17 protein-coding genes are annotated in these 21,504 nt (G+C 62.4%); 6 read left to right on the top strand and 11 right to left on the bottom strand.

The features are described 5' to 3' along the window. The first annotated feature begins 223 nt into the window (after positions 1–223). The 3 genes from H281_RS0115995 (at position 224) to H281_RS0115985 (ending at position 3,736) form a co-directional block, all read left to right on the top strand. Positions 224–1,390, top strand: coding sequence for an HPP family protein (locus H281_RS0115995; RefSeq protein WP_020068140.1), 1,167 nt, complete (start codon positions 224–226; stop codon positions 1,388–1,390). 127 nt (positions 1,391–1,517) lie between these two features. Next, complete coding sequence (locus H281_RS0115990; protein ID WP_027804649.1) at positions 1,518–1,934, top strand: MarR family winged helix-turn-helix transcriptional regulator; 417 nt, start codon at positions 1,518–1,520, stop codon at positions 1,932–1,934. A gap of 2 nt (positions 1,935–1,936) precedes the next feature. Continuing rightward, entirely contained in the window at positions 1,937–3,736 is a 1,800-nt protein-coding gene (locus H281_RS0115985) for a chloride channel protein (protein ID WP_020068138.1), read from the top strand. A 16-nt stretch (positions 3,737–3,752) separates the two neighbouring features. Here H281_RS0115985 and H281_RS0115980 read toward each other — a convergent pair whose 3' ends face one another. The 9 genes from H281_RS0115980 to H281_RS0115940 all read right to left on the bottom strand — a co-directional run bounded on the left by H281_RS0115980 (position 3,753) and on the right by H281_RS0115940 (position 16,723). Then, entirely contained in the window at positions 3,753–4,298 is a 546-nt protein-coding gene (locus H281_RS0115980) for a DUF488 domain-containing protein (RefSeq protein WP_020068137.1), read from the bottom strand. Positions 4,299–4,438: 140 nt separating this feature from the next. After that, the gene (locus tag H281_RS0115975) at positions 4,439–5,872 is read right to left on the bottom strand and encodes an efflux transporter outer membrane subunit (RefSeq protein WP_027804648.1); all 1,434 of its coding nucleotides are present in this window, start codon (positions 5,870–5,872) and stop codon (positions 4,439–4,441) included. A gap of 10 nt (positions 5,873–5,882) precedes the next feature. Beyond that, a complete protein-coding gene (locus H281_RS0115970) occupies positions 5,883–7,454 on the bottom strand; it encodes a DHA2 family efflux MFS transporter permease subunit (protein WP_020068135.1) in 1,572 nt (523 codons plus the stop codon). A gap of 6 nt (positions 7,455–7,460) precedes the next feature. Then, on the bottom strand, positions 7,461–8,588 hold the full coding sequence (locus H281_RS0115965) for an HlyD family secretion protein (protein WP_027804647.1): 1,128 nt from the start codon (positions 8,586–8,588) through the stop codon (positions 7,461–7,463). A 110-nt stretch (positions 8,589–8,698) separates the two neighbouring features. After that, a complete protein-coding gene (locus H281_RS0115960; protein WP_020068133.1) occupies positions 8,699–9,118 on the bottom strand; it encodes a MarR family winged helix-turn-helix transcriptional regulator in 420 nt (139 codons plus the stop codon). An 86-nt stretch (positions 9,119–9,204) separates the two neighbouring features. Further along, a complete protein-coding gene (locus tag H281_RS0115955) occupies positions 9,205–9,627 on the bottom strand; it encodes a MarR family winged helix-turn-helix transcriptional regulator (RefSeq protein ID WP_020068132.1) in 423 nt (140 codons plus the stop codon). A 63-nt stretch (positions 9,628–9,690) separates the two neighbouring features. Continuing rightward, on the bottom strand, positions 9,691–10,581 hold the full coding sequence (locus H281_RS0115950) for a transglutaminase family protein (protein ID WP_020068131.1): 891 nt from the start codon (positions 10,579–10,581) through the stop codon (positions 9,691–9,693). After that, positions 10,578–13,211, bottom strand: a complete 2,634-nt coding sequence (locus H281_RS0115945) for a circularly permuted type 2 ATP-grasp protein (RefSeq protein WP_027804646.1) — start codon at positions 13,209–13,211, stop codon at positions 10,578–10,580. Before H281_RS0115945 ends, H281_RS0115950 begins: the two co-directional genes overlap by 4 nt. Positions 13,212–13,240: 29 nt before the next feature. Continuing rightward, positions 13,241–16,723, bottom strand: coding sequence for a transglutaminase family protein (locus H281_RS0115940; RefSeq protein WP_027804645.1), 3,483 nt, complete (start codon positions 16,721–16,723; stop codon positions 13,241–13,243). A 235-nt stretch (positions 16,724–16,958) separates the two neighbouring features. Here H281_RS0115940 and H281_RS0115935 point away from each other — a divergent pair, with 235 nt between their 5' ends. Further along, positions 16,959–18,083, top strand: a complete 1,125-nt coding sequence (locus tag H281_RS0115935) for a zinc-binding metallopeptidase family protein (RefSeq protein ID WP_020068128.1) — start codon at positions 16,959–16,961, stop codon at positions 18,081–18,083. Positions 18,084–18,231: 148 nt separating this feature from the next. Here H281_RS0115935 and H281_RS0115930 read toward each other — a convergent pair whose 3' ends face one another. Next, positions 18,232–18,669, bottom strand: a complete 438-nt coding sequence (locus H281_RS0115930) for a phasin family protein (protein WP_020068127.1) — start codon at positions 18,667–18,669, stop codon at positions 18,232–18,234. Between the two features lie 349 nt (positions 18,670–19,018). On the opposite strand from H281_RS0115930, the gene H281_RS0115920 reads away from it, so the two are divergent. Both H281_RS0115920 and H281_RS0115910 read left to right on the top strand, forming a co-directional pair. Continuing rightward, positions 19,019–19,495, top strand: a complete 477-nt coding sequence (locus H281_RS0115920) for a hypothetical protein (protein WP_020068125.1) — start codon at positions 19,019–19,021, stop codon at positions 19,493–19,495. A 549-nt stretch (positions 19,496–20,044) separates the two neighbouring features. Then, complete coding sequence (locus tag H281_RS0115910; RefSeq protein WP_020068124.1) at positions 20,045–20,812, top strand: DUF4410 domain-containing protein; 768 nt, start codon at positions 20,045–20,047, stop codon at positions 20,810–20,812. Between the two features lie 115 nt (positions 20,813–20,927). Here the strand turns inward: H281_RS0115910 and H281_RS0115905 are convergent, their stop codons facing one another. Continuing rightward, positions 20,928–21,365 (bottom strand): response regulator, encoded by a 438-nt coding sequence (locus H281_RS0115905; RefSeq protein ID WP_174447052.1) that lies wholly within the window; start codon positions 21,363–21,365, stop codon positions 20,928–20,930. Positions 21,366–21,504: the final 139 nt, after the last annotated feature.

Here is a 21,504-nt window from a genome sequence, read left to right as displayed (position 1 = left end):
CCGCATTCAGTTCTTTGACGAAGTGCGGAACCCGATCAAGCTGATCGTCAATCGCAAAGAGCCCTGTTACGTGAATGCCCTTCGCCGCCAGCGTCACCGCTAAGCGCCGCCGGCGTTTTATATCATATTGGCATATAATTATGACCACACGGTATTCGCGTTGGCGCAGCTTTCGCGGGTATCTTCGCAGCCCAGTACAATCGACTAACTCCTCGTTCGCATCTTGTCCCGCTCCATCGTCCTGCGCTGGCTTTCCAGCTTTATTCCCGTTCCGGTCACCGTCAAATGGCAGGAGCGCGCGCGCTCATGTCTGGGTGCGCTGCTCGGTATCGCATTCACCGGCGGCTCGATGTATCTGCTGTTGGGACCGGGCGCGAACATTCCTCTGCTGGTTGCGCCGATGGGCGCTTCCGCCGTACTGCTGTTTGCTGTGCCCGCGAGTCCGCTTGCGCAGCCGTGGTCGATCATCGGCGGAAATCTCGTTTCTGCGACGATCGGCGTGACGTGCGCGAATGTGATCGGCGATCCCACACTGGCGGCCGCGCTGGCCGTCGCGCTTGCCATTTGCGGTATGTTCGCACTTCGCTGCGTGCACCCGCCGTCGGGTGCCGTCGCGTTGACCGCCGTGCTCGGGGGCCCGGCCATTCATGCGCTCGGCTACCGGTTCGTGCTCGAACCGATCGCAATACAGTCGGTCGCGCTGCTCGCCGCTGCGATCGCCTATCACGTCGCCACCGGCCACCGTTATCCTCATTCGGCACGCGCGTCGCGCAGCGCGGCGGGCAGTACCGCAGACGCCGACTCGCGCGCCGGCTTCACACGCGCCGACCTGGAAGCCGTACTCAAGCGCCGCAGCGAAATGCTCGACATCGACCCGGACGACCTGGAATCGCTGCTGCGCGAGACTCAGCTTCAAGCCTTCTCACGCAGTTTCAACGAACTGACCTGCGAGAACATCATGTCGCGTCATGTGGTGTCGGTGTCGGCGGGCACCCGCGCGGTCGCTGCATGGGCACTGTTGAAACGCAACAAGGTGAAAGCGCTTCCGGTGATCGACGCGGATCACGGTCTGATCGGCATTGTCACGCGTGCAGATCTCGTCGATAAAAGAATTTTCGGCCAGTTCGTGCCGTTCATTGCCTATATAGACGGCTGGCTGCGCGGCGATGCACTGCGTGCGCCAACCGTCGGCAGCGTAATGACCACCGACGTCTGCACCGTCAAGACCAATGCGCCGATTACCGACCTCGTGCCGATGTTTGCCAACTTCGGTCACCACCATATTCCTGTGCTGGATACCGCGGGACACGTGGTCGGCATGATTACTCAAGTGGATCTCATCTCCGGGCTCTATCGGCAGACCGTGGTCAAGGCGCAGCAGGCGGCGTGATCGCAGCACTGCACTGCTCGCGGTTGCACGCCACATCGCAGCGGGAAACGGTTGCGGCGCGAGTTGCGTTCTCAGAATTACATCATTTCGTGATATAATTTTTGCTTATCTACTCTGGCGGTGAGCAATGAAAGAACGGTCTCCAGGATTGCGTAAAGCCGACTTCGAGCAACTGTCGGAGTTTCGCTATCAGATGCGACGCTTCGAACGGTTCTCGGAACAGGCCGCGCAAAGCGAAGGCATTACGCCGCTGCAGTATCTGTTGCTGCTGCATATCAAGGGATATCCGGAGCGCGACTGGGCAACTGTCGGCGAACTCGCGGAGCGGCTTCAGGCTCAGCATCATGGCGTCGTCGCGCTGGTGTCGCGCTGCGAAGCACTCAGTCTGGTGCGCCGTCAAACTAGCGAGACCGACCGCCGCCAGGTTGAAGTACACATCGAAAAAGCAGGCGAAAGAGTGCTTGCGAGACTTGCCGAGCTTCATCGCGCCGAGCTCAGATCGCTCAAGGGCGCCTTCCAGGTTCCTCAGATCGACCTCGACTAATCATGAACACCGACTCCCACAAGCGCGACTTCTCCGCCAACGCGCGACTGCCGGGCATTTTCGCGCTCGCCGCTTGCATCGGCGCAGTCAGCACGCTCGCAGCTTTTGTGTTGCTGAACCTGATTCATCTGTTCACGAACCTGTTTTTCTTCGGCACATTGTCGTTCGCCGAACGTTCGCCCGCCCATAACAACCTCGGTATGTGGGTCATTGGCGTGCCGATAATCGGCGGACTGATCGTCGGACTGATGGCGCGGTTCGGCTCGGAAAAGATTCGCGGGCATGGCATTCCCGAGGCGATCGAGGCGATCCTGTTCGGCAAAAGCCGGATGTCACCCAAGGTGGCCGTGCTCAAGCCGCTGTCGTCGGGCATCGTGATCGGCAGCGGCGGCCCGTTCGGCGCTGAGGGCCCCATCATCATGACGGGCGGCGCGCTCGGCTCGCTGATTGCGCAATGCTTCAAAGTCACGTCCGCGGAACGCAAGACGCTGCTCGTGGCAGGCGCAGCAGCGGGCATGACCGCCGTGTTCGGCACGCCCGTGGCGGCGGTGCTGCTGGCCGTGGAATTACTGCTCTTCGAATGGCGGCCGCGTAGTTTTCTGCCCGTGGCCGTGGCCTGCGCGGTGGCCGGTTTCGCTCGCGCGGCGTTCTTCGGCACAGGTCCGTTGTTTCCGCTCGAAACAGCCGCGCCAGATGGGTGGTCGCTATTTTCTTGCCTGATTGCAGGGCTTTTGTCCGGCGCGCTCGCGTCGGGACTTTCCGCCGCGCTTTACAAAACCGAAGACCTGTTCGGCAAGCTGCCAATCCACTGGATGTGGTGGCCCGCACTCGGTGGCGTCGTGGTGGGTATCGGCGGGTGGCTGGAGCCGCGAGCACTTGGTGTAGGTTACGACGTGATCGGCGACCTTCTGCATCAACACATTGCATTGCAGATCGCCATCGTGCTGCTGGCGGTGAAAGCCATCATGTGGGTCGTCGCACTCGGATCGGGTACATCCGGTGGCGTGCTCGCCCCGCTGCTGATGCTCGGCGCGGGACTCGGCACCGTTCTCTCACACTGGCTGCCCGGCAATCAACCTGCACTATGGCCGCTCGTCTGTATGGCCGCAACGCTCGGCGCGACACTCGGTGCGCCGTTGACCGCCATCGTCTTTGCGTTCGGCCTCACGCACGACAGCAACGCGCTATTGCCTTTGCTCACTGCTACGCTAGTCGCTCACGGCTTTGCCACGGTCACCATGCGCCGCTCGATCATGACGGAAAAGATCGCGCGGCGCGGCTATCACATCTACCGCGAATACGGCGTGGACCCTCTTGAGCGCCATCATGTGGACGAGGTGATGACAACCTCCGTCGAGTCGATCGAAGCCGACATGACGGTCGGCGCGGCGATCGACAGATTCTTCGGTGCAAAGCAGACGCGTCGTGCGTACCCGGTGGTGCGTGGCGCCGTGGTAATCGGCGTGGCCGATCGCGCGCTGCTCGAACAGTTTCGCGACGAGGACCCGAACCTGCGGCCCGCCATGAGTGTCGCGGACGTCTTCCTTCAGCGTTCACTGGCGTTCGCGTTGCCCTCGGAGACCTGTCGTCTCGTAGCGACGAGACTGGCAGTGCACGGCCTCGAACGATTGCCCGTTGTAGCCGATGCAAAGTCGATGCGTCTTGTCGGCATCGTCTCGCGCAGCGATCTCGTCAAGCCATCGCTCAGTCACTTTGAAGAAGAGCACAAGAAAGAGCGGTTCCGTCGTCTGACGCCGGCGCGCGGCAAACGGCGATTTGCGCCTATCGGCAAAGCGGGCTAATTGAAATCAGTTCGCTTCAATGCGAAGCGGACTGCGCCGGATAGACGAGCAAACCGTCGGGCTGCGCGCTCGCACCCGGCGTGATGGTCGCCGGGTTCACGTGATGCGCATCCATGATGTGCATTACGGTTTCACCATGCATCAGCAGATAGTCCGTAATGATGCGCCGGTGACAACGCCACCACACTGCTTCCGAGCACATGATCGCGCAGCGCCTGCGATGTCCGAGTTCGCGAAGTTCTGCCAGGCCCTTTTGAAAAGGGTCCGTCATCGCGTAATCGGCATAGTTTCGAAACGCGGGGTGCGTCCAGAAGCCGTTTGGAGACGGGCCCTCATCTTTGCGTCGGCCACGACGCCCTCCGAGTTCTGCCAGATGCAGGTACTTGATATGTGCCGGCGCCAACGACTCCGGCAGCGTATCGCGGTTGAACTGCGGGTTGGTACGAGAACGTGGAATGCTGCGCACGTCGACTAATGTTTCGACCTCCGAATTATTGAGCAAATCAATCAGTTCGGACAGCGTGCGCGTGGAGTGCCCAATTGTGAAGAACGGCCGTGCCATCATGACCTCGTCGGCTTCGTCGTGTCATCGGATTGTAGCGTTACCAAGGCGTAAGCCAACCGCCTTCCCGCCTGCACTTTCGCCACGCATTCTGCATGCCCGCACAATCTCAATCCGCAGCGCACCGGTCACATAGCAGGTCAATTATTCGACGACACTGCTGTCACCGTTTCAGGAACATCCCAGCCGCCGCCCAGCGAACGATATAAGGCAACGGCGGCAAGCGCATGCTCGCGCCTTGCCTGGTTCAGCGATTCGGCGTCGCGCAAGTACGCCTCCTGCGCAGCGAGGACATCGAGGAAACTGGACGCACCGCTTTTGTAAAGGTCACTCGACAAACGCAACGCCTGATTCGACGCATCCAGCGCGCCTCCAAGGCGCTCGACTTGTACAGCGCCATTCACCAGTTCGCTGCGCGTGTCTTCGATCTCTTTTAGCGCTTGCAGCATCGTCTGCTGCAGGCCAAGTTGCGATTCGCGCATGCGGCTCTCGCTCGCGTCGATATTCGCGGTAATTCGGCCGGCGTTGAAAATCGGGCTCGTCGCGCTCAATGCGGCGCTAAACAGGTTATCGGTCAGCGTGGGCAGTCCAAGGTACGAAGAGGCCAGCAAACCATCGGCGAGATTCAGCCTGAACTTGGGGTAGCGCTCTGCTTTCGAAACGCCCACTTCCGCGGCGCGCCGCTCGACGGTGGCATACGCGGTTCGCACGTCGGGCCGCTGCAACAATGCTTCTGATGGCAGCACTTGCGGCACTCGTTGTGCAGGCACGGGAATGTCGCGCGCATCGGCGAGCAACAGGCTATCCACGCTCTCCGGTGTGCGTCCCGAGTAAACCGCGATCAGACTCAGTTGATGCTGCACGGCCGTCTGCATGCGTGGAATCTGCGCCTGCAAGTCCTGCAACTGGTTCTGCGCGCGCGCAACGTCGAGTTGTGACGACAGGCCGTAATGCAGACGCTGCTGCGTGAGCTTCAGCGCACGAGCGCGTATCTGCTCGTTCTCGTTGAGAATCTGCAACTGCGCCTGAGCCCAACGCAGATCGATATAGGCTGCTGCCGCATTGGCGGCGAGCGCAAGCCGTACCTCGTTCAACGCCGACTGCCGGCCCGACACCTGCGCTTGCGCCGCCAGAACGGCCAGACGCTCGCCGCCGAATACATCGGGCGCCCAGTTGGCCGAGAGGCCGGCACCCGCCTGGCGCACGTATCCGAGCGGCGGCGGCGTGTTTTGACGCGAATACGACGCGTTGGCGCCGGCATTCAACTCAGGGAGCAAGGCAGCGCGATTCTGCGTGACCAGGTCCTGCGCCTGCCTGACGCGCTCCACTGCCGCCTGCACATCGAGATTGCCGGTCAATACCGACTCGACCAGCCGATGCATGACAGGGTCGCCAAACTGATCCCACCACACGTTGGCACTCACGCTGTCTTGCGGCGCGTCGACGCTCCACGCTTGCGGCGCGAGCGCGCTCACCGTCTGCGGCAGATCCGCGTGCGTCGCCGGCTGCACTGCGCACGCGGCAAGCGCCAACGTTAGAGCGCTTGTCAGTACTTTGAGAGCGATCGTTTTCATCATCAGGTCCTCAATGAGCATCGGGCGGGGGCGCGGCGTTTCCGAATGGGCGCGAGAAAAACACGCTCAGCAAGCCCACGACAAAACACAGCGACACGGCGAGAAAAGTGTCGGAGAAAGTCAGCACCAAGGCTTCTCGCATCAGAACCGCATGCAATGCGCCGAGTCCTGCATTGGCTGCATTCAACGCGTTTCCGCCGAGTGCCGCGAAATGTGCGGCTTGCTGTTGCAAGATCGATTCGACTACCGGACGACCCGCCGTCAAGTGTTCGTCGAGCCGCTCGTAGTGCAAATTGAGCCTGTCGTTCAGCATCGTGCTGCTCACTGCAATGCCGATTGCGCCGCCCAGATTACGCATCAGATTGAAGAGGCCGCTCGCGGACCGAAGTCTCGACGGCGGTAGTGAGCCGAGCGCCATCGTGACGATTGGGGGAATGCAGAACTGTTGACCGATGCCCCGCAGCGCCTGCGGAATCAGCAACTCCTGCCAGCCCCATTCATGAGTGAGGGGCACATACAGATAACAACCAAGGCCGAACAACACGAGACCAAACACCATCAGGAGGCGCATATCGACAAAGCGCGCGAGCGTCGAGTACGCGACGAGCGCCAGCAACTGGAAACAGCCTACCGACAACAACGCAAGGCCGATCTGCAGCGAGTCGAAACCGCGAACGCGCGACAGGAATACTGGCGTCAGGAAAACGGTGCAGAAGATTCCAATGCCCGTGATAAACGACAGCAAACTGCCGATGCCGAAATTGCGAACCGCCAGCGCGCGCAAATCGACAATCGGTTCCTTTGCGGTAAACGCATGCACCAGGAAAAGAAATCCGCAAATAGCCGATATCCATGTACACAGAACGATCACGTCGTCGCCGAACCAGTTCTTGCGCGGCCCTTCTTCGAGCACATATTCGAGGCAGCCGAGAAAGCCGGACATGAGCGCAATGCCAAGGTAGTCGCCCTTTTTCAACAGCGACAAATCGGCTTTGTCGACATGCACGTACTTCGGCACCGTCAACGCGACGACAAGACCTGGCGCCAGGTTCAAATAGAACAGCCAATGCCACGACCATTGCGACGTTATCCATCCGCCGATTACAGGCCCCACAGTCGGAGCGAGCGACGCAAGCGCGCCGATCGTGGTCGACGCGATCAGGCGTTGCTTGCCCGGAAACAACACGAACGCCGTCGTGAATACGGTCGGAATCATCGCTGCGCCGAGCGCACCTTGCAGGCCGCGAAACAGGATCATCGAATTGATGTCCCATGCGAGTCCGCACAACATGCTCGTGACAGTGAAGCCAAGTGCCGAGAACGCGAACAGCCAGCGCGTGGAAAACACGCGCGTAAGCCAGCCGGACATCGGAATCACGAGAATTTCAGCGATCAGATACGACGTCTGCACCCACGACAGCTCGTCCTGACTAGCGGACAAGCCGCCGCCGATATCCTTGAGCGACGACGCGACGATCTGGATATCAAGCGTCGCCATGAAAAAGCCGAGGCACATCAGCGCGAACGCAAAAACCTTCGTGCGCGTCGGCTGGTCGGCGGGATTCGCGAAAGCGTCGGTCATGATGGTTTATCCGCGAGCCGGTGCGCTCTGAGCACCGGCGTGATCGAGGTGGTCCACGTGGTCGAGGTGAACCTTTACCGTCGCCGAGAGACCGGGACGCAGCACGCCTTGCATGTTCTGCGGCACGACCAGGCGCACTCTCACCGGCACGCGCTGCACGATCTTCGTGAAGTTGCCGGTCGCATTCTCGGCGGGCAGCACACTGAACGTTGCGCCGGTTGCTGGAGCGAGGCTCTCCACCACGCCGCGAATGCGTGTGCTGGAAGCATCCAGATCGACATCGACCGTGTCGCCGACGCTCATCTTCTTCAACTGGTCTTCCTTGAAGTTCGCGTCGATCCACAATCCGCTCGCGGGCACCACCGTCAGCAGCGAAACGCCGGTGTTTGCGAGCAGTCCGACGCGCGCGGTGCGGTTGCCCACGTAGCCGTCGATCGGGGAACGAATGGTGGTGTACTCGACGTTCAACGCCGCCACGCGCTGCGCTGCCTCCGCGGTGGCAATGCGGGCCAGTGCGTCGCCGATCTGCGCGTCGAGCACGGCTATCTGCCGCTGCGCCGCGATCAGCGACGCGCCGCTGCGATCCACCGCGGCATGCGCCTTGGTGAGATCCGCATTAGCACGCTCCACCACCTGATTCGATACCGCGTCGTCTTTCACGAGTTCGCGATAGCGAGCCTGATCCGCTGCGCTGCGCGTCAGTTCTGCACCGTTGGCGCGAACTTCCGCCTTCTGTTCATCGATCGTGGCAAGCTGCAAGGATTTCTTCGCCTGCAATTCGGTCACGGCGGCCTGGGCGCTGCGGACCTCTGCCGTGGCTTGCGCGAGGCGTGCGTCGTAGTCCCGCGAGTCCAGCTTCACGAGCACTTGCCCCGCATGCACGAACTGGTTGTCCTTCACCAGCACGTCAGCCACGAAGCCATTCACCTTCGGCGCCATGACCGTGACGTCGCCGCCCACGTAGGCATCGTCCGTCGTTTCGACGAAGCGTCCCACGAAGAACCAGTACGACGCGGCGAGCGCCAGCACGGCAAGCACCGTGATGATCGCGAGCAGCATCCACGGAACGCGCCTGGCCGGTTTGGCGGCCTGCGCGGCGCCCGCTGGCGCAACAGTCGAAGGTGTAGTGGACATGATGGTTATATGTGTGCGTATGCACTGGTGAAGTTGAAAAAATAGCGCCGATTCATGGCGCCCGTTCATTGCGTTGATTGCTATCGGCCGGTCATGGCTCTGTGCTCATTTCACAAGTGACCGGTGATTGCAAACAACTCGCCGCGCAACGCTTGCGCACGTTGCCCGCCAAAGCTGTGCTCGAATTCAGCCTGCGCGGCGTGCCAGTGCTTACGCCCCGCCTCGAGCCGCGCCTCACCTTCTGGTGTGAGCGTGACCGACAGCGCTCGTGCGTCCGGGCCGTGTGCCTCGCTCAACAGCAGCCCGCTGCGGCGCAGCGGCTGGATCGTGCGGACCAGCGTGGTGCGCTGCATCCGCATGGCTTCAGCCAGTTGCTTCATCGTCATTGGGCCAGTGCGCTTGAGGCGGCCAAGCAAGGAGAACTGTGTGATCGTCAAGCCTACGCTTGCCAGATGGCGGTCGTAGATCTGCGAGACATAACGCGCCGCCTGGCGGATCGCGAAACAATCGTCGTCGAATGGCTCTTCCATCGCTGCAACTCCAATGAGTGCATACGCACACACGTAGCTATAAAAAAGCTCGCAAACGACAACTATTTGCGAGCCATGCGCCGGCCTTAGCCGGTAATTGTGAACAACTCGGCGCGTAATGCTTTGGCGCGATCGCGTCCGAACTTCTCTTCGAACTCAGTTTGCGCGGCACGCCATGCGATAGCCGCCTGATCGAAAGTCTTCTCGCCTTTCTCCGTCAGGCTGAACAGATACGTTCTGCCATCGTGTTCAGCCGATTCAGCAACCACCAGCCCGTCTCGTTGCAGCGGTTTCATGGCGCGCACGAGCGTGGTGCGCTCCATCACCATTGCGTCTGCCAGATCCAGGATCGGCAAGTTCGGCGTGCGCGCGAGTTTCGCGAGAATGGTGAATTGCGCTGCCGTGACCCCCACCGTGCTGAGATGGCGCTCGTACAGCTGCGTGATGTGCCGCGCCGCCTGGCGCAGCGCAAAGCAATTGCATTCGTCGTAAGAGAGAGGACGGTTCATGCTTCGCAGTCTAGGTGTGCATATGCACTTCGTCAAGTACTTTTACGCAGCAGAGGCTTGGTGTTAAAGCGCAAGAACCGTCACGCCCACTTCGACGCGATGCGCGCCCCCACCGAGGATCATGCCGCGCAATAACGACACGTCGCTGTAATCGCGGCCAATAGCGAGCGTGACGTGGTCGGTATCGGCGAGCACGTCGTTGGTTGGGTCAAGGTCGATCCAGCCGCTGCCGGGACAATGCACCGACACCCAGGCATGCGACGCATCGGCGCCGATCAGCCGCGGCTGCCCCGCTGGCGGATCATTTCGCAGATAGCCGCTCACGTAGCGCGCGGGCAAACCAAGCGAGCGCAAGCAGCCGATCATCACCTGCGCGAAGTCCTGGCACACGCCGCTCTTCAATTCGAACGCACGCTCGGCGGGCGTATCGAACATGGTCGCCGAAGGCTTGTACGCGAAGTCCTTGTGAATGCGGTGCATCAGATCGATCGCACCAGCGGCAACCGGCGTGCCGGGCGCAAAGCTCGGCAACGCATAATCGCGCAGCGACGGCCGCGGCACGATATTGGGCGACGCGAAACAGAACTCCGCCTCGGCCCGAAACTCTCCGCCCACGCGAAATTCGAGCGCGTCGGCCACTTCTTCCCACGCCGGTGTGGCCTGAGGATCGAGATCCGCCCAGCGCGGCGTGAGCGCCACGGTCGTTTCGCTGACGAGTTGCAGCCGCTCATGCGGCGTGTCGAGCGCGAAATAGAGAACGTCGTTGCCGAACGCATCGATACGACTATTCAGATACGAAGGCCGCGGTTCGATGCGTTCGTCGTGCGATACGACGCGCTGCCAGGCGCAGACAATAGGCCGGATAGTCGCAAGATGCTGCGCGGTCTCGACATAGGTTGAGTAGTGGTACGTGGTTCGGTGCGAAACCGACAGCACGACGGGCGCGTTTTTCATGACCACACCTGCGAAGCGACCGTGCTGGCGTGGCTGAAATAGCGCGCGCTGATTTCATGCGCCGCCGCGCCGACGAACCCGCCGATCTGATCGCATACCGCAGTCAAACTGCAATATCCGCCTTCCCGGTCAACCTCGCACAGCGACGCAAGCGTAGGCAACGACGCGGCAGGCGGCATCAATTCCGCAAACGGACGATGCCGCGTGCTGCCCGCAGCCACCGCGATTTCGTCGAGCTTCTTGCGCAACCGCTCGTACACACCATAAATTCCGCGCGGATTGGTCGGCTCGATTACTAGCAGATCGAGCAGAGCCGGCACTTCGAAGCGTCCCGGATAAAGCGAGCGGTAGGTGAGCGTGCTGTCGAACAACTGCAGCAGCAGATCGAAACCGGCCGGCGTTGCCAGTTGGCCTTTGTCGGCGGCTACGCGCACAAACGTGCTCATGGCCGACACGCGTTCGATATGCCGCCCGACGAACAGGAGCCGCCACGCCTCGTCGCGTGTCATACGGTCGCCCTGCGCGCCGCTGATCGCCGACAATTGCACCGACAGCCGTTCGAGCGCGTTCATCAGCGTGACGCGGTCGTAACGGCTGCTGCCATTCGTAGCACGGCCGTTCAGCGCTGCCGGTGGAGAAGCGTCGATGATACCGGCAGCCGGCATCAGCGTCTGCAATGCGTCGCGGAAGTCGTTGCGCGCGGCGAGAATGATGCGCCAATGATCGTTCGACAACCGCCCGCGCACTTCGCCATTCGAGCGAGCCTGACAGTTCAGGTTCTGACCGATGCTCGCGGCGCCCGTGCTCTCGCTCAGATTGGCGACCAGCGCGCGCTCGAATGCTTGCGGCGTATGCGGCACGGAGATGTCGCCTGCCTGCAGAAGTCCGCAGTGCAGCGCAAGTTCGACGAGCGTCGGGAGCATCGTGTCGGCATCGCTGCCTTCGAGCGAGCCCAGAATGAAGCGCAGCAAACGCACGTTGTTTTCTGCGCGTTCGCCGTAACGTCCGGCCCAGAAGAGGTTCTCCGCAGCGCGGCTCGACACGGTGCGATGCTTGCGCGCGAGGTCCGCAGGCTGCATCGGCGAAGGCAGCAGCGTAAAGGTCGACGTGGGCTGGCTGGACAGCACCCACGTGTCGACGCTGCTGCCGCCGTACTGCATGGATACCGTGGCCTGCCGCTCGGCGCCCATGCGCGTGAACCCGCCGGGCATGACGTGCCAGCCGCCGTTCGCATCGGCGATCGCATACGCGCGCAACACGGAAGGACGCCCGCCAATGGTGCCGTCCTCGTAACGCGGCGTGCAGGAAAGACGCTGCGCCTGCTGGATCGTAAAGTTGCCGGGCGTCGCCTCGATACGCTCGCGCCACGTCGACAGCCGCTGTCTGCCCTGCTCGACGCCCGGCGGCGCATCGCGGGGTGCGACCGGCCATGTGGGCACGATAAAGGCTTCTTCGAGGTGCGCGAACGCGTGCTCGCGCGCCGCCTGTTCGCCGCACCACCAAGTCGCCACACTCGGTAAAACGAGGTCTTCGTCGAACAGCGTTTCGGCTATGCCGGGCAAAAATCCGTGCAAGGCGGGCGACTCGACAAAGCCGGAGCCCGGCACGTTCGAAACGATCACGTTGCCGGCACGCATGACCTGCAGCAGGCCCGGCACGCCGATGGTCGAGTCGGCTCGCAATTCCACGGGATCGCAAAACGCATCGTCCAGACGGCGCAGCACGACATGCACGCGTTCCAGACCGGCGAGCGTCTTCAGATAAAGCATGTCGCCGCGCACCGTGAGGTCCTTGCCTTCCACGAGTGTGACGCCCAGATACCGCGCGAGAAACACGTGCTCGAAATAAGTCTCGCTGAAGGGCCCCGGCGTGAGCAACGCAATATGAGGCGAAGCATCGGCGCGGGGCGAATCGTGACGCATGGTCGCCTGCGCCGCCTGAACCAGCGTCGACATCAGCTGCGAATACGTGGGCGCGAGGCGGCTCACATGCATCGAACGGAACGGATCGGCAAACAGCGCCGAAACGATCAGCCGGTTTTCCAGCGCATAGCCGAGGCCGGAGGGCGCCTCCGTGCGATGCGCCATCACCGTCCACTCGCCGTTGGGCTCTCGCGCAAGGTCCACTGCGACCACTTGCAGGAACTGCCCGCCAGGCGGCGCATAGCCCTTCACGGGGCGCAGATAGCCGGGATGACCGAACACCAGCGCGGGAGGCAACTGTCCACGCTGGAGCAAGGTTTGCGACCCATAGATGTCGGCGACGATCGCATTGAGCAGATGCGCGCGCTGTATGACGCCTCGCTCGATATGCGCCCACTCGGCTTCGCTGATCAGGAACGGCAGCAAATCGAGCGCCCACGCGCGCGGCTCGCCGTTATCCGCGTAGACGTTGTAGCTGATGTCGTTGTCGCGGATCTGCTGCGCGACCGAAGCGCGGTGACCTTCGAGCCGCGCGATGCCGTCTTCGCCGAGCCGTTCGAAGAACTGCCGCCACGGGGCGCGCAGCGCGCCGGACGCGTCGCGCAACTCGTCCCAGTGTCCCTCGTGAGCGGGTAAAAGCCGCAACAGGGACGAAGGGTCCGCACGGGTCGCGGACGTTTCGAAGGGAAAAGTCGATTGAAAAGCCAAGGTCGTGTCGTTATTGAAGGTGAGCTGTCTTACCAGTAGCGCAGATCGAGCGTGAACGGAAATTCGAGGCTGCGTTGCGGCGCATCGACTGCAAGCGGCCCCGGCGTATGGCCCGACGCGAAGAACCGTGCGCGCCGCCGGCTTTCGGCTTCGTAGGCGTTCACGGGGAACGTCTCGTAGTTGCGCCCGCCCGGATGTGCGACATGATACTGGCATCCGCCCACCGAGCGGCCATTCCATGTATCGACCAGATCGAACGTGAGCGGCGCGTCCACGCCGATGGTCGGATGCAACGCCGAAGGCTGCGACCACGCGCGAAACCGCACGCCCGCCACATATTCGCTGACGCGGCCGGTCGGCTGCAACGGCACGGGCACGCCGTTGACCGTCAGCACATGGCGGTTCTCGTTAAGCCCCAGCGCGCGCACCTCGAGACGCTCCACCGACGAATCCACATAACGCACCGTGCCGCCCGGCGAGCCCTCCTCGCCCATCACATGCCATGGTTCGAGCGCATTGCGAATGGTCAGCGACACGCCGCTCACCGTGGTCTCGCCGACCAGCGGAAAGCGGAACTCGAAATGCGGTGCGAACCAGCTGCTGTCGAACGCGAAACCCGCGCGGTTCAGTTCGTCCAGCACGTCGTCGAAATCCATCTTCACGAAGGTGCCGAGCAGGAACCGGTCATGCAGTTCCGTGCCCCAGCGCGTGAGCCGCTGCGTGTACGGCGTGTGCCAGAAACGGGCGACGAGCGCGCGCAGCAGCAACTGCTGCACGAGGCTCATGCGCGCGTGCGGCGGCATTTCGAAACCGCGCAATTCGAGCAGGCCGAGGCGCCCCGTGGGTCCATCGGGCGAGTACAGCTTGTCGATGCAAAATTCCGCGCGATGCGTATTGCCCGTTACGTCGATCAGAATGTTGCGTAACGAGCGGTCGATCATCCACGCGGGCAGATTCGCACTGTCGCGCCCGCCGAGCAGATCGATCTGCCGCTGCAATTCGCGCAACGCCACTTCGAGTTCATAGACCTGATCGTTGCGCGCTTCGTCGATGCGCGGCGCCTGGCTCGTCGGGCCAATAAAAAGCCCTGAAAACAGGTACGAAAGCGACGGATGGTTATGCCAGTACGCGATCAGACTCGCGAGCAGATCAGGACGCCGCAGGAACGGACTGTCGGCGGGCGTCGCGCCGCCGAGCACGAGGTGATTGCCGCCGCCGGTGCCGGTGTGGCGCCCGTCGGTCATGAACTTCTCGCTGCTCAGATAGCTCTGCGCCGCCGACTGATAGAGATACTCGGTGTGATCGACCAGTTGATCCCAGTCCGCTGCCGGATGAATGTTCACCTCGATCACGCCGGGGTCGGGCGTGACCTGCAACATCTTCAGGCGAGCATCGCGCGGCGGCGGATAGCCTTCGAGCACGACCTGCATGCGCAATTCGGAAGCCGTCGCTTCGACGGCGGCCAGCAGATCGAGATAGTCGTCGAGTTCGGTGAGCGGCGGCATGAACACGTGCAGGAGCGAGCGGCCGCTGCCGAGCCCATCGGCTTCCGCTTTGGGACCGGCCGCGCGCTTCGGATCGCGCGCCTCGACGCAAATCGCGGTGCGAAGCGTTTCCTTCGACGACTCACCGCGCGCAGGGGCAACAGACGCACCGGTATCGCCACGCTGCGGCGCATACGCGAGGACGGCACTGCCGGGCATGCCGCTCAACAGATCGCCCGCCGACGACGACAACGCCGCAGCGCGCCGCGCGTCAGCACCCGTCATTTCGTGCCGCTCGCCGTCGTACTGCATGCGCAACTGCGCGGCCGAACGCAACGGCACCGCCGGCGCGAACGGATCGTGTGCGTGCTGATACGGATAGTCGGTCTTCGACACCCATGGCAGCGAATCGAGCGGCAGGCGATAACCCATCGGCGAATCGCCCGGAATCAGATACATGCGTTCGTCGCGAAAGAACCAGCGGCCGCTGACCCACTTGGGCGCCTCAAGCGGCACATCGCGCTCGCGCGCAAGCGGCAGCACATAGCCGGTCGCGCCGCCGAGTCCCGCGTCGAACACGCGGCGCAAACGCACGCGCTCGAGTTCGTCGTCGAGTCGCGCATCGAGTGGATCGACATTGACGGGCAGACGCCGCTCGCGCCACAGGTAGTACCAGACGTCTTCGAAGCCGGGCAGGATGCAGTCTTCGTCGAGCGACAGCTTCGTGGCGAGGTGCGTGAGAAAGCGTTGCGCGTCGGCGGCCGTGTAGGTGCCGGGCTCGCGTTCGTCGGCGAACAGCTCGGGGTTCTGCCAGCACGGCTCGCCGTCGGCACGCCAGTACAACGACATGGCCCAGCGCGGCAACTGCTCGCCCGGATACCACTTGCCCTGGCCGATATGCAGGAAGCCGTTCGCGCCGTAGCGTGAGCGCAGCTTGTCCATCAGCGCGACGGCGTAGCCGCGTTTGGTCGGGCCGAGCGCATCCGTGTTCCATTCGGCGGCGTCGCGGTCGCGCACCGACACGAACGTCGGCTCGCCGCCCATCGTGAGGCGCACGTCCATGTCCACGAGTCGACGGTCGACGTGCGCGCCCATGGCGAGGACGTCGCTCCAGACTTCGTCGCTATAGGGCTTTGTCACGCGCGGCGTTTCGAGCACGCGGCTGATCGACATGGTGTGGCTGAACTCGACCTCGGATTCGTCCACCGCGCCCGAAATCGGCGCGGCGCTGCTGGGTTCCGGTGTGCAGGCGACCGGAATGTGGCCTTCGCCCGCAAGCAGACCCGAAGTCGGGTCGAGCCCGATCCAGCCGGCGCCTGGCAGATAGACCTCGCACCATGCGTGCAGGTCGGTGAAGTCGACTTCAGTGCCGCTCGGGCCGTCGATCGATTTGATATCGGGCGCAAGCTGCAGCAGATAGCCCGACACGAAGCGCGCCGCAAGGCCCAACTGGCGCAACGTCTCGACTAGCAGCCAGCCCGAATCGCGGCACGATCCGGCGGCGCTCACGAGCGTTTCCTCGGGCGTCTGGACGCCGGGCTCCATCCGGATCAGGTAGCGGATTTCGCGTTGCAGCCGCTGATTCAACGCGACCAGGAAGTCCGCGGTCGCGGTCGGCGCGCGGTCGATACTTTCGACGAACTCAGCGAAGCGCGGTGTCATGGGGCGCTTCACGCGATACGGCGCGAGTTCGAGAGCGAGGTCAGGCGAATAGTCGAACGGAAATTTTTCGGCCGACGGCTCCAGGAAGAAATCGAACGGATTGTAGACGGCCATTTCGGCGACCAGATCGACAGTCACCTTGAACTCACGCGTCTTTTCCGGGAAAACGAGCCGTGCCTGATAGTTGGCGAACGCGTCCTGCTGCCAGTTGATGAAGTGTTGCGCCGGCTCGACCCGCATCGAATAAGAAAGGATCGGAGTCCGGCAATGCGGCGCGGGCTTCAGACGCACGACCTGGGGCGACAGCGCAACCAGCCTGTCGTAACGGTAATGTGTGACGTGGTTCAACGCGACGCGTATGGACACACCGGACTCCTGGTCTGTGGTTGGCAGCCCGCCAAAAGCAAGCTTTATGCCGTTCGTCTGAAAGCCGCATGCGGCCACGGTACTGCTGTTGGCAGCGCCGTGCACCAAATAGAGGCGGCGCCGATGCACGATCATGCCCATACTGTGCGTTAAAGCGGTGACGTCTGGCAAATGCGGCATGAACATTGCGCGACGTCCACGCTCCTTACCGTCACCCACCGCTCAGGCTTCGTCCATGAAAACGTTCCACTGCAATCGCTGCTCGCACCTCGTGTTCTTCGAGAACGTCCTGTGCGAGCGCTGCGAGGCGCTACTCGGCTATGTGCCGGAACTGCGTGAGATCAGCGCTTTCGAAGACGCGGGCGAAGGGCGCTGGCGCAGCCTGCACCCGGAAGCGGACGGCGCGCTTTACCGGCAATGCCATAACTACTCCGTTGAAAACGTCTGTAACTGGATGATCCCCGCCGATTCGGAGGACACGTTATGCCAGTCATGCCAGCTGACACACACCATTCCCAATCTCGGCGAGCCCGATAACCGGCTTTACTGGTATCGGCTGGAAGTGGCGAAACGCAGGCTGCTGTACACGCTGGCCGAATTTGGCCTCGATATCGAATCGCGCCAGGAAGATCCCGAGCACGGTCTCGCGTTCGAATTTCTGGAGGACGGCGGCGACGGTTCACGTGTGATGACCGGGCATGACAACGGACTCATCACGCTGAATATCGCCGAGGCCGACGACGCCCACCGCGAAAAAGTGCGCACCGCAATGGGCGAGCCGTACCGCACGCTGCTCGGCCACTTCCGCCACGAAATCGGCCACTACTACTTCAGTCAACTGGTGGAGAACAACCCGCGTTGGCTCGAACCGTTCCGCAAGCTTTTTGGCGACGAGCGCGCCGATTATGGCGAAGCGCTCGACGCGTACTATCGCGACGGCGCGCCGGCCGACTGGCAGGCGTCGTACATCAGCGCGTATGCGACGATGCATCCGTGGGAAGACTGGGCGGAAACGTGGGCGCACTACATGTTGATCGTCGACGTGCTGGACACATCGACCTCGTACGGCGTCGCGCTGTTACCTGACGATCCCAGCGAACCGACGCTGACCGACCGCACGCCGGTTGAAGACGCAAGCTTCGATAATCTGATGAAGCGCTGGTATCCGCTCACCTACGCATTGAACAGCCTGAACCGCAGCCTCGGCATGCCGGACGGTTATCCATTCACTTTGGCCGTACCGGTAGTGGACAAACTGCGCTTCGTGCATCGCGTGATTGCGGACGCGGGCAATAAATCGTCGACTTCGCAAAGCTCGAAAAGTCCGGCGAAGGACGCGGCGTCGAAGCAGGCAACGTAGAAGCGTGCGCTGATGCACATTGCGCCGCATTCGGGGCGGCCTCAATACAAGAAAAAGCCGCGAACGGCTCGACGGAATCCGACGGCCATTCGCGGCATTGGCGCTCTGCAACGTCAGTCGCAGAGAAGCGATTCAGCACTCTTACGCGTTACTTCTTCGGCTGTTGCTGTTGCTGTTGCAGAAGCGAGCGCAATTCCTGCACGTTTTCTTCCACGCGCTTGGCGATCACCGCATACGACTCGGCTTGCGTCTGATACGCCGCCTGTGCGAGCTGCTGCATATCCGCGAGCGACTTGTGCAAGCTTTGCTGGATCAACTCAGCGGTCTTCGCCGAAGGTGTTGAACCGCTCGCCGCCAGCTGCCCCGTTAGCGACTGCAACTCGGTGAGCGTCGTGCGCAGCATCTCGGCCTGTTTCTGCGCGAGCGACTGCATGCCCTGGAACGCTGTCTGATTCGCCTGAACCAGTGCTTCGACGTCCTTGCGCCGTGCTTCCATGATAGCGGGCACGTCGAACCCGGGCAGCTTGAACTGCTCCAGCATTTTGGTGAAATCGCCAAACGGATTGGCGGTATCAGGTCGGTCCATGCGAAATCCTCCTTTACGGTTGAACAATCGCCACGGGCGCCTCGCCGCAAGATTCACGCGATGCAGGCGCCCGCGGTATCCGGTGCGCCGCGCCCCGCCACAGCGATGCGCGGTTGTGGGGTCGGACGGCACATTGCGTCAATCATGCGCCATCCCACGCTATTGCGCCAGCGCATGCGCCATTCCCGCACGCCGCGCGACGCGAATCGCTCGCCTGGCGAAAGGCATGGGCGCAAGACTTCGTAAGCGTGGAGAAGCCAGTGTGTAACCCGGCACAACGGCGTCTCGTCTATCGTTAGGATGAGTCGGCGCACTGTCGCGCCGGCGCTCTGTCGATAGGAGCGACCTCATGAAAAAACAGATTTTTGGCGCGGCGGTGGCCGCCGTGCTGACCGTGGCCGCAATGGCCGCCTATGCGGAAGACAGCCTGCCGGCGCCGCCTACCTTTCATCATGGCGGAACGCCACATACTGAGGGCGCGCGAGAACCGCATGACGCTATGGGTCCGATGGGCCCGATGGGTCCAATGCCTCCCATCGGCCCCGGTTTCGCCGTGATCAACGACCTCGAACAGTTGCGCCGACTGTACGCGCTGAGCGGACGCCCGGGCGACATCGTCGCCGTGTATCACGACGTGCTCAACAGGACGCAGGATCCGATGCTGCGTCACTACGTGTACGACTCGCTCGCCCGCGAACAGTTGAAGCCCGCCAATCCCGACCAGGCGATCGCGACGTTGCGCACGAGCCTGTCGGAAGACCTCGCCGCGGCCAGCAAGCCGCCGCGCATGCCATTCGAAAACGCGCCGCAGACGAAGCCGCAGTAACACTCGCAGCAACGTGATTCCCACTGGAAGCGCTGCCGCGAACAGGCCCTCGCCGACGTTCGTCGCGCAGCGTTAGTTCTCGCACATTGCCGCTCACTGGCCGCTTTTTCGTCTTCCGTCAGGTGATTACGATAAAGGCTGTCTAAACGCCCGTGCGAGTGAAGCATGCGTTATCCAGTCGATGTGGCCGTTGCCGCCGCTTTGCTTGTGTTCGTGCTCTGCTGCATCGTGACGCTTGCGTTGAACTGAACCCTTCTGCACGTTGCGCCGGCCATGTCCGCGCGACGCATCTCAGCTGTCCACGGTGCATTGCTCCCACGCAAAAACGCCCGCCTGGCGCGTGACATTGCGCGAAATAATTGTTCGATGGAGTTGGACAAGCGCCTCCCCCATACTTCGTTTCGCTGCCGGTGCGTACGAAACAGAACGCAAGCGATCAAGAGTGCTTTACGTGCGATACCTGTCGCCGATGATCACGATCCCCCGGTTGCCGGTCATCGGAAGATAGGTTCGAACACTACGGCACCGCGTGCCGACAACGAGACAACCATGCTCAATTCAATCAAGCTCATCAAAAAGAACACTGCCCGTGTTGCCTGCATCGCACTTGTCAGCGTCAGCGCGTTGCTGACGGGCTGCGCGGGCGGCAGCGTCACCAATACGAGCGCAGCGACCGCGCAGCCGACCGTGCGTCCGGACAACATCTACGTCTACACGTTCGATACGCAAGCCGACCAGGTGAAGCTCGACGGCGGCATGCTGCAGAAATTGAAGACGCATATTGGCGGTTCATCGGCAGCGCAAGAGCAATCCAACGACGCAACCGAAGTTCGCGAGCAGGTCGCGAACGAAATCGTGCACCAGTTGCAGTCGATGGGCCTGCGCGCGATCCGCTCCGACATACCTGCGCCCGCCGATCAGAACGTGCTGATGGTGCAAGGCAGCTTCGATAAGATCGACGCGGGAAACCGCCGCCGTCGGACACTGATCGGTCTCGGGGCCGGCAAGAGCCAGGTGAGCAGTTCGGTGCAGATCTTCTATAAGCCCGCAGGCGGCGCGCCGCGGCTCGTGCAAACCTTCGACGCAAGCGCCGACAGCGGCAAGACGCCTGGCATGGCCGAGACGGCCGGCGTGGGCGCGGCGGCGGGAGGTATCGTGACGTCGGCGGCCGTGGGCGGCGGTTTGCACGCGGTCTCCGAAACGAAGCGCGCTGGCGTGTCCGCCGACGCAACGCGGCTGGCCGATGCGGTGGCGAAGCAGATCGCGCAGATCGGCGTGAGCGGCGGCTGGCTCTCGAGCAGCCACGTCAAGGGCTGACGAAGGCCGTGCGGCTCGGGCGTCAACCGGGCCGCACGAACTGCATGGGCAGCGCTCTCATTTTTCCCGGTCGCGCGTCCTCAGAAACCGCCGCGGCCGCCTTCACGAAAGAGAATCAGTTTGTCTCGCGCCAGAGATTGCGCATCAGCGCAAGCAAAGCGGTCGGCGCGGTGCCCTTCTGGCAGTAGCCGTCGAAATTGTGACGGCCACGCCCGGTTTCCCGCACATGGTCTTCGTCGAGCGAGGTAAATGCAACAATGCCAAGACTAGGCGTAGGCAGATAGGTGCGCAGCGCGCTTGCCGTTTCATAGCCGTCGCGCTCCGGCATCATGATGTCTAGCACCACCACGTCGGGCACCCAGTCTTTCACGCAACGCAGCGCCTCATTACAACCAATCGCCGCACGCGCTTCTACCCCCTCGTACGACAGATAGGTAGCAAGCGCTTCCGCGGCGCCCGCGTTGTCGTCGACCACGAGGACGCGCGGCACCTCGTGCAATACCCGCACCTGGCGGGCGCTCCATCTCTGGCAGCTACTCGTTGTCTGGGACATGTGTCACGATTTGCAATAAAAAACTATCGCAGCGCAGCAAGTCGCATTCCACGGCGGGCTTGCAGGAAGGTCGTCGCGTCGCTCTCCTGCGTCGCGCGGGCGGACAGGCAGGGACAGCGTGCCGCACTTGCCTGTCCCG

The sequence above is a fragment of the Paraburkholderia caledonica genome (assembly GCF_000383275.1).
In the GTDB taxonomy this organism is placed as follows: domain Bacteria; phylum Pseudomonadota; class Gammaproteobacteria; order Burkholderiales; family Burkholderiaceae; genus Paraburkholderia; species Paraburkholderia caledonica.
The sequence above is the reverse complement of the archived record's forward strand: the minus strand, read 5'-3'. Positions and strand labels throughout refer to the sequence as shown.

Excerpts from the sequence above, each read along its gene's own strand:
- H281_RS0115930 (WP_020068127.1), bottom strand. The coding sequence starts at position 18,669 with ATGGACCGACCTGATACCGCCAATCCGTTTGGCGATTTCACCAAAATG.
- H281_RS0115955 (WP_020068132.1), bottom strand. The coding sequence starts at position 9,627 with ATGAACCGTCCTCTCTCTTACGACGAATGCAATTGCTTTGCGCTGCGC.
- H281_RS0115950 (WP_020068131.1), bottom strand. The coding sequence starts at position 10,581 with ATGAAAAACGCGCCCGTCGTGCTGTCGGTTTCGCACCGAACCACGTAC.
- H281_RS0115970 (WP_020068135.1), bottom strand. The coding sequence starts at position 7,454 with ATGACCGACGCTTTCGCGAATCCCGCCGACCAGCCGACGCGCACGAAG.
- H281_RS0115985 (WP_020068138.1), top strand. The coding sequence starts at position 1,937 with ATGAACACCGACTCCCACAAGCGCGACTTCTCCGCCAACGCGCGACTG.
- H281_RS0115980 (WP_020068137.1), bottom strand. The coding sequence starts at position 4,298 with ATGGCACGGCCGTTCTTCACAATTGGGCACTCCACGCGCACGCTGTCC.
- H281_RS0115920 (WP_020068125.1), top strand. The coding sequence starts at position 19,019 with ATGAAAAAACAGATTTTTGGCGCGGCGGTGGCCGCCGTGCTGACCGTG.
- H281_RS0115960 (WP_020068133.1), bottom strand. The coding sequence starts at position 9,118 with ATGGAAGAGCCATTCGACGACGATTGTTTCGCGATCCGCCAGGCGGCG.
- H281_RS0115905 (WP_174447052.1), bottom strand. The coding sequence starts at position 21,365 with ATGTCCCAGACAACGAGTAGCTGCCAGAGATGGAGCGCCCGCCAGGTG.
- H281_RS0115990 (WP_027804649.1), top strand. The coding sequence starts at position 1,518 with ATGAAAGAACGGTCTCCAGGATTGCGTAAAGCCGACTTCGAGCAACTG.
- H281_RS0115910 (WP_020068124.1), top strand. The coding sequence starts at position 20,045 with ATGCTCAATTCAATCAAGCTCATCAAAAAGAACACTGCCCGTGTTGCC.
- H281_RS0115965 (WP_027804647.1), bottom strand. The coding sequence starts at position 8,588 with ATGTCCACTACACCTTCGACTGTTGCGCCAGCGGGCGCCGCGCAGGCC.
- H281_RS0115975 (WP_027804648.1), bottom strand. The coding sequence starts at position 5,872 with ATGAAAACGATCGCTCTCAAAGTACTGACAAGCGCTCTAACGTTGGCG.
- H281_RS0115935 (WP_020068128.1), top strand. The coding sequence starts at position 16,959 with ATGAAAACGTTCCACTGCAATCGCTGCTCGCACCTCGTGTTCTTCGAG.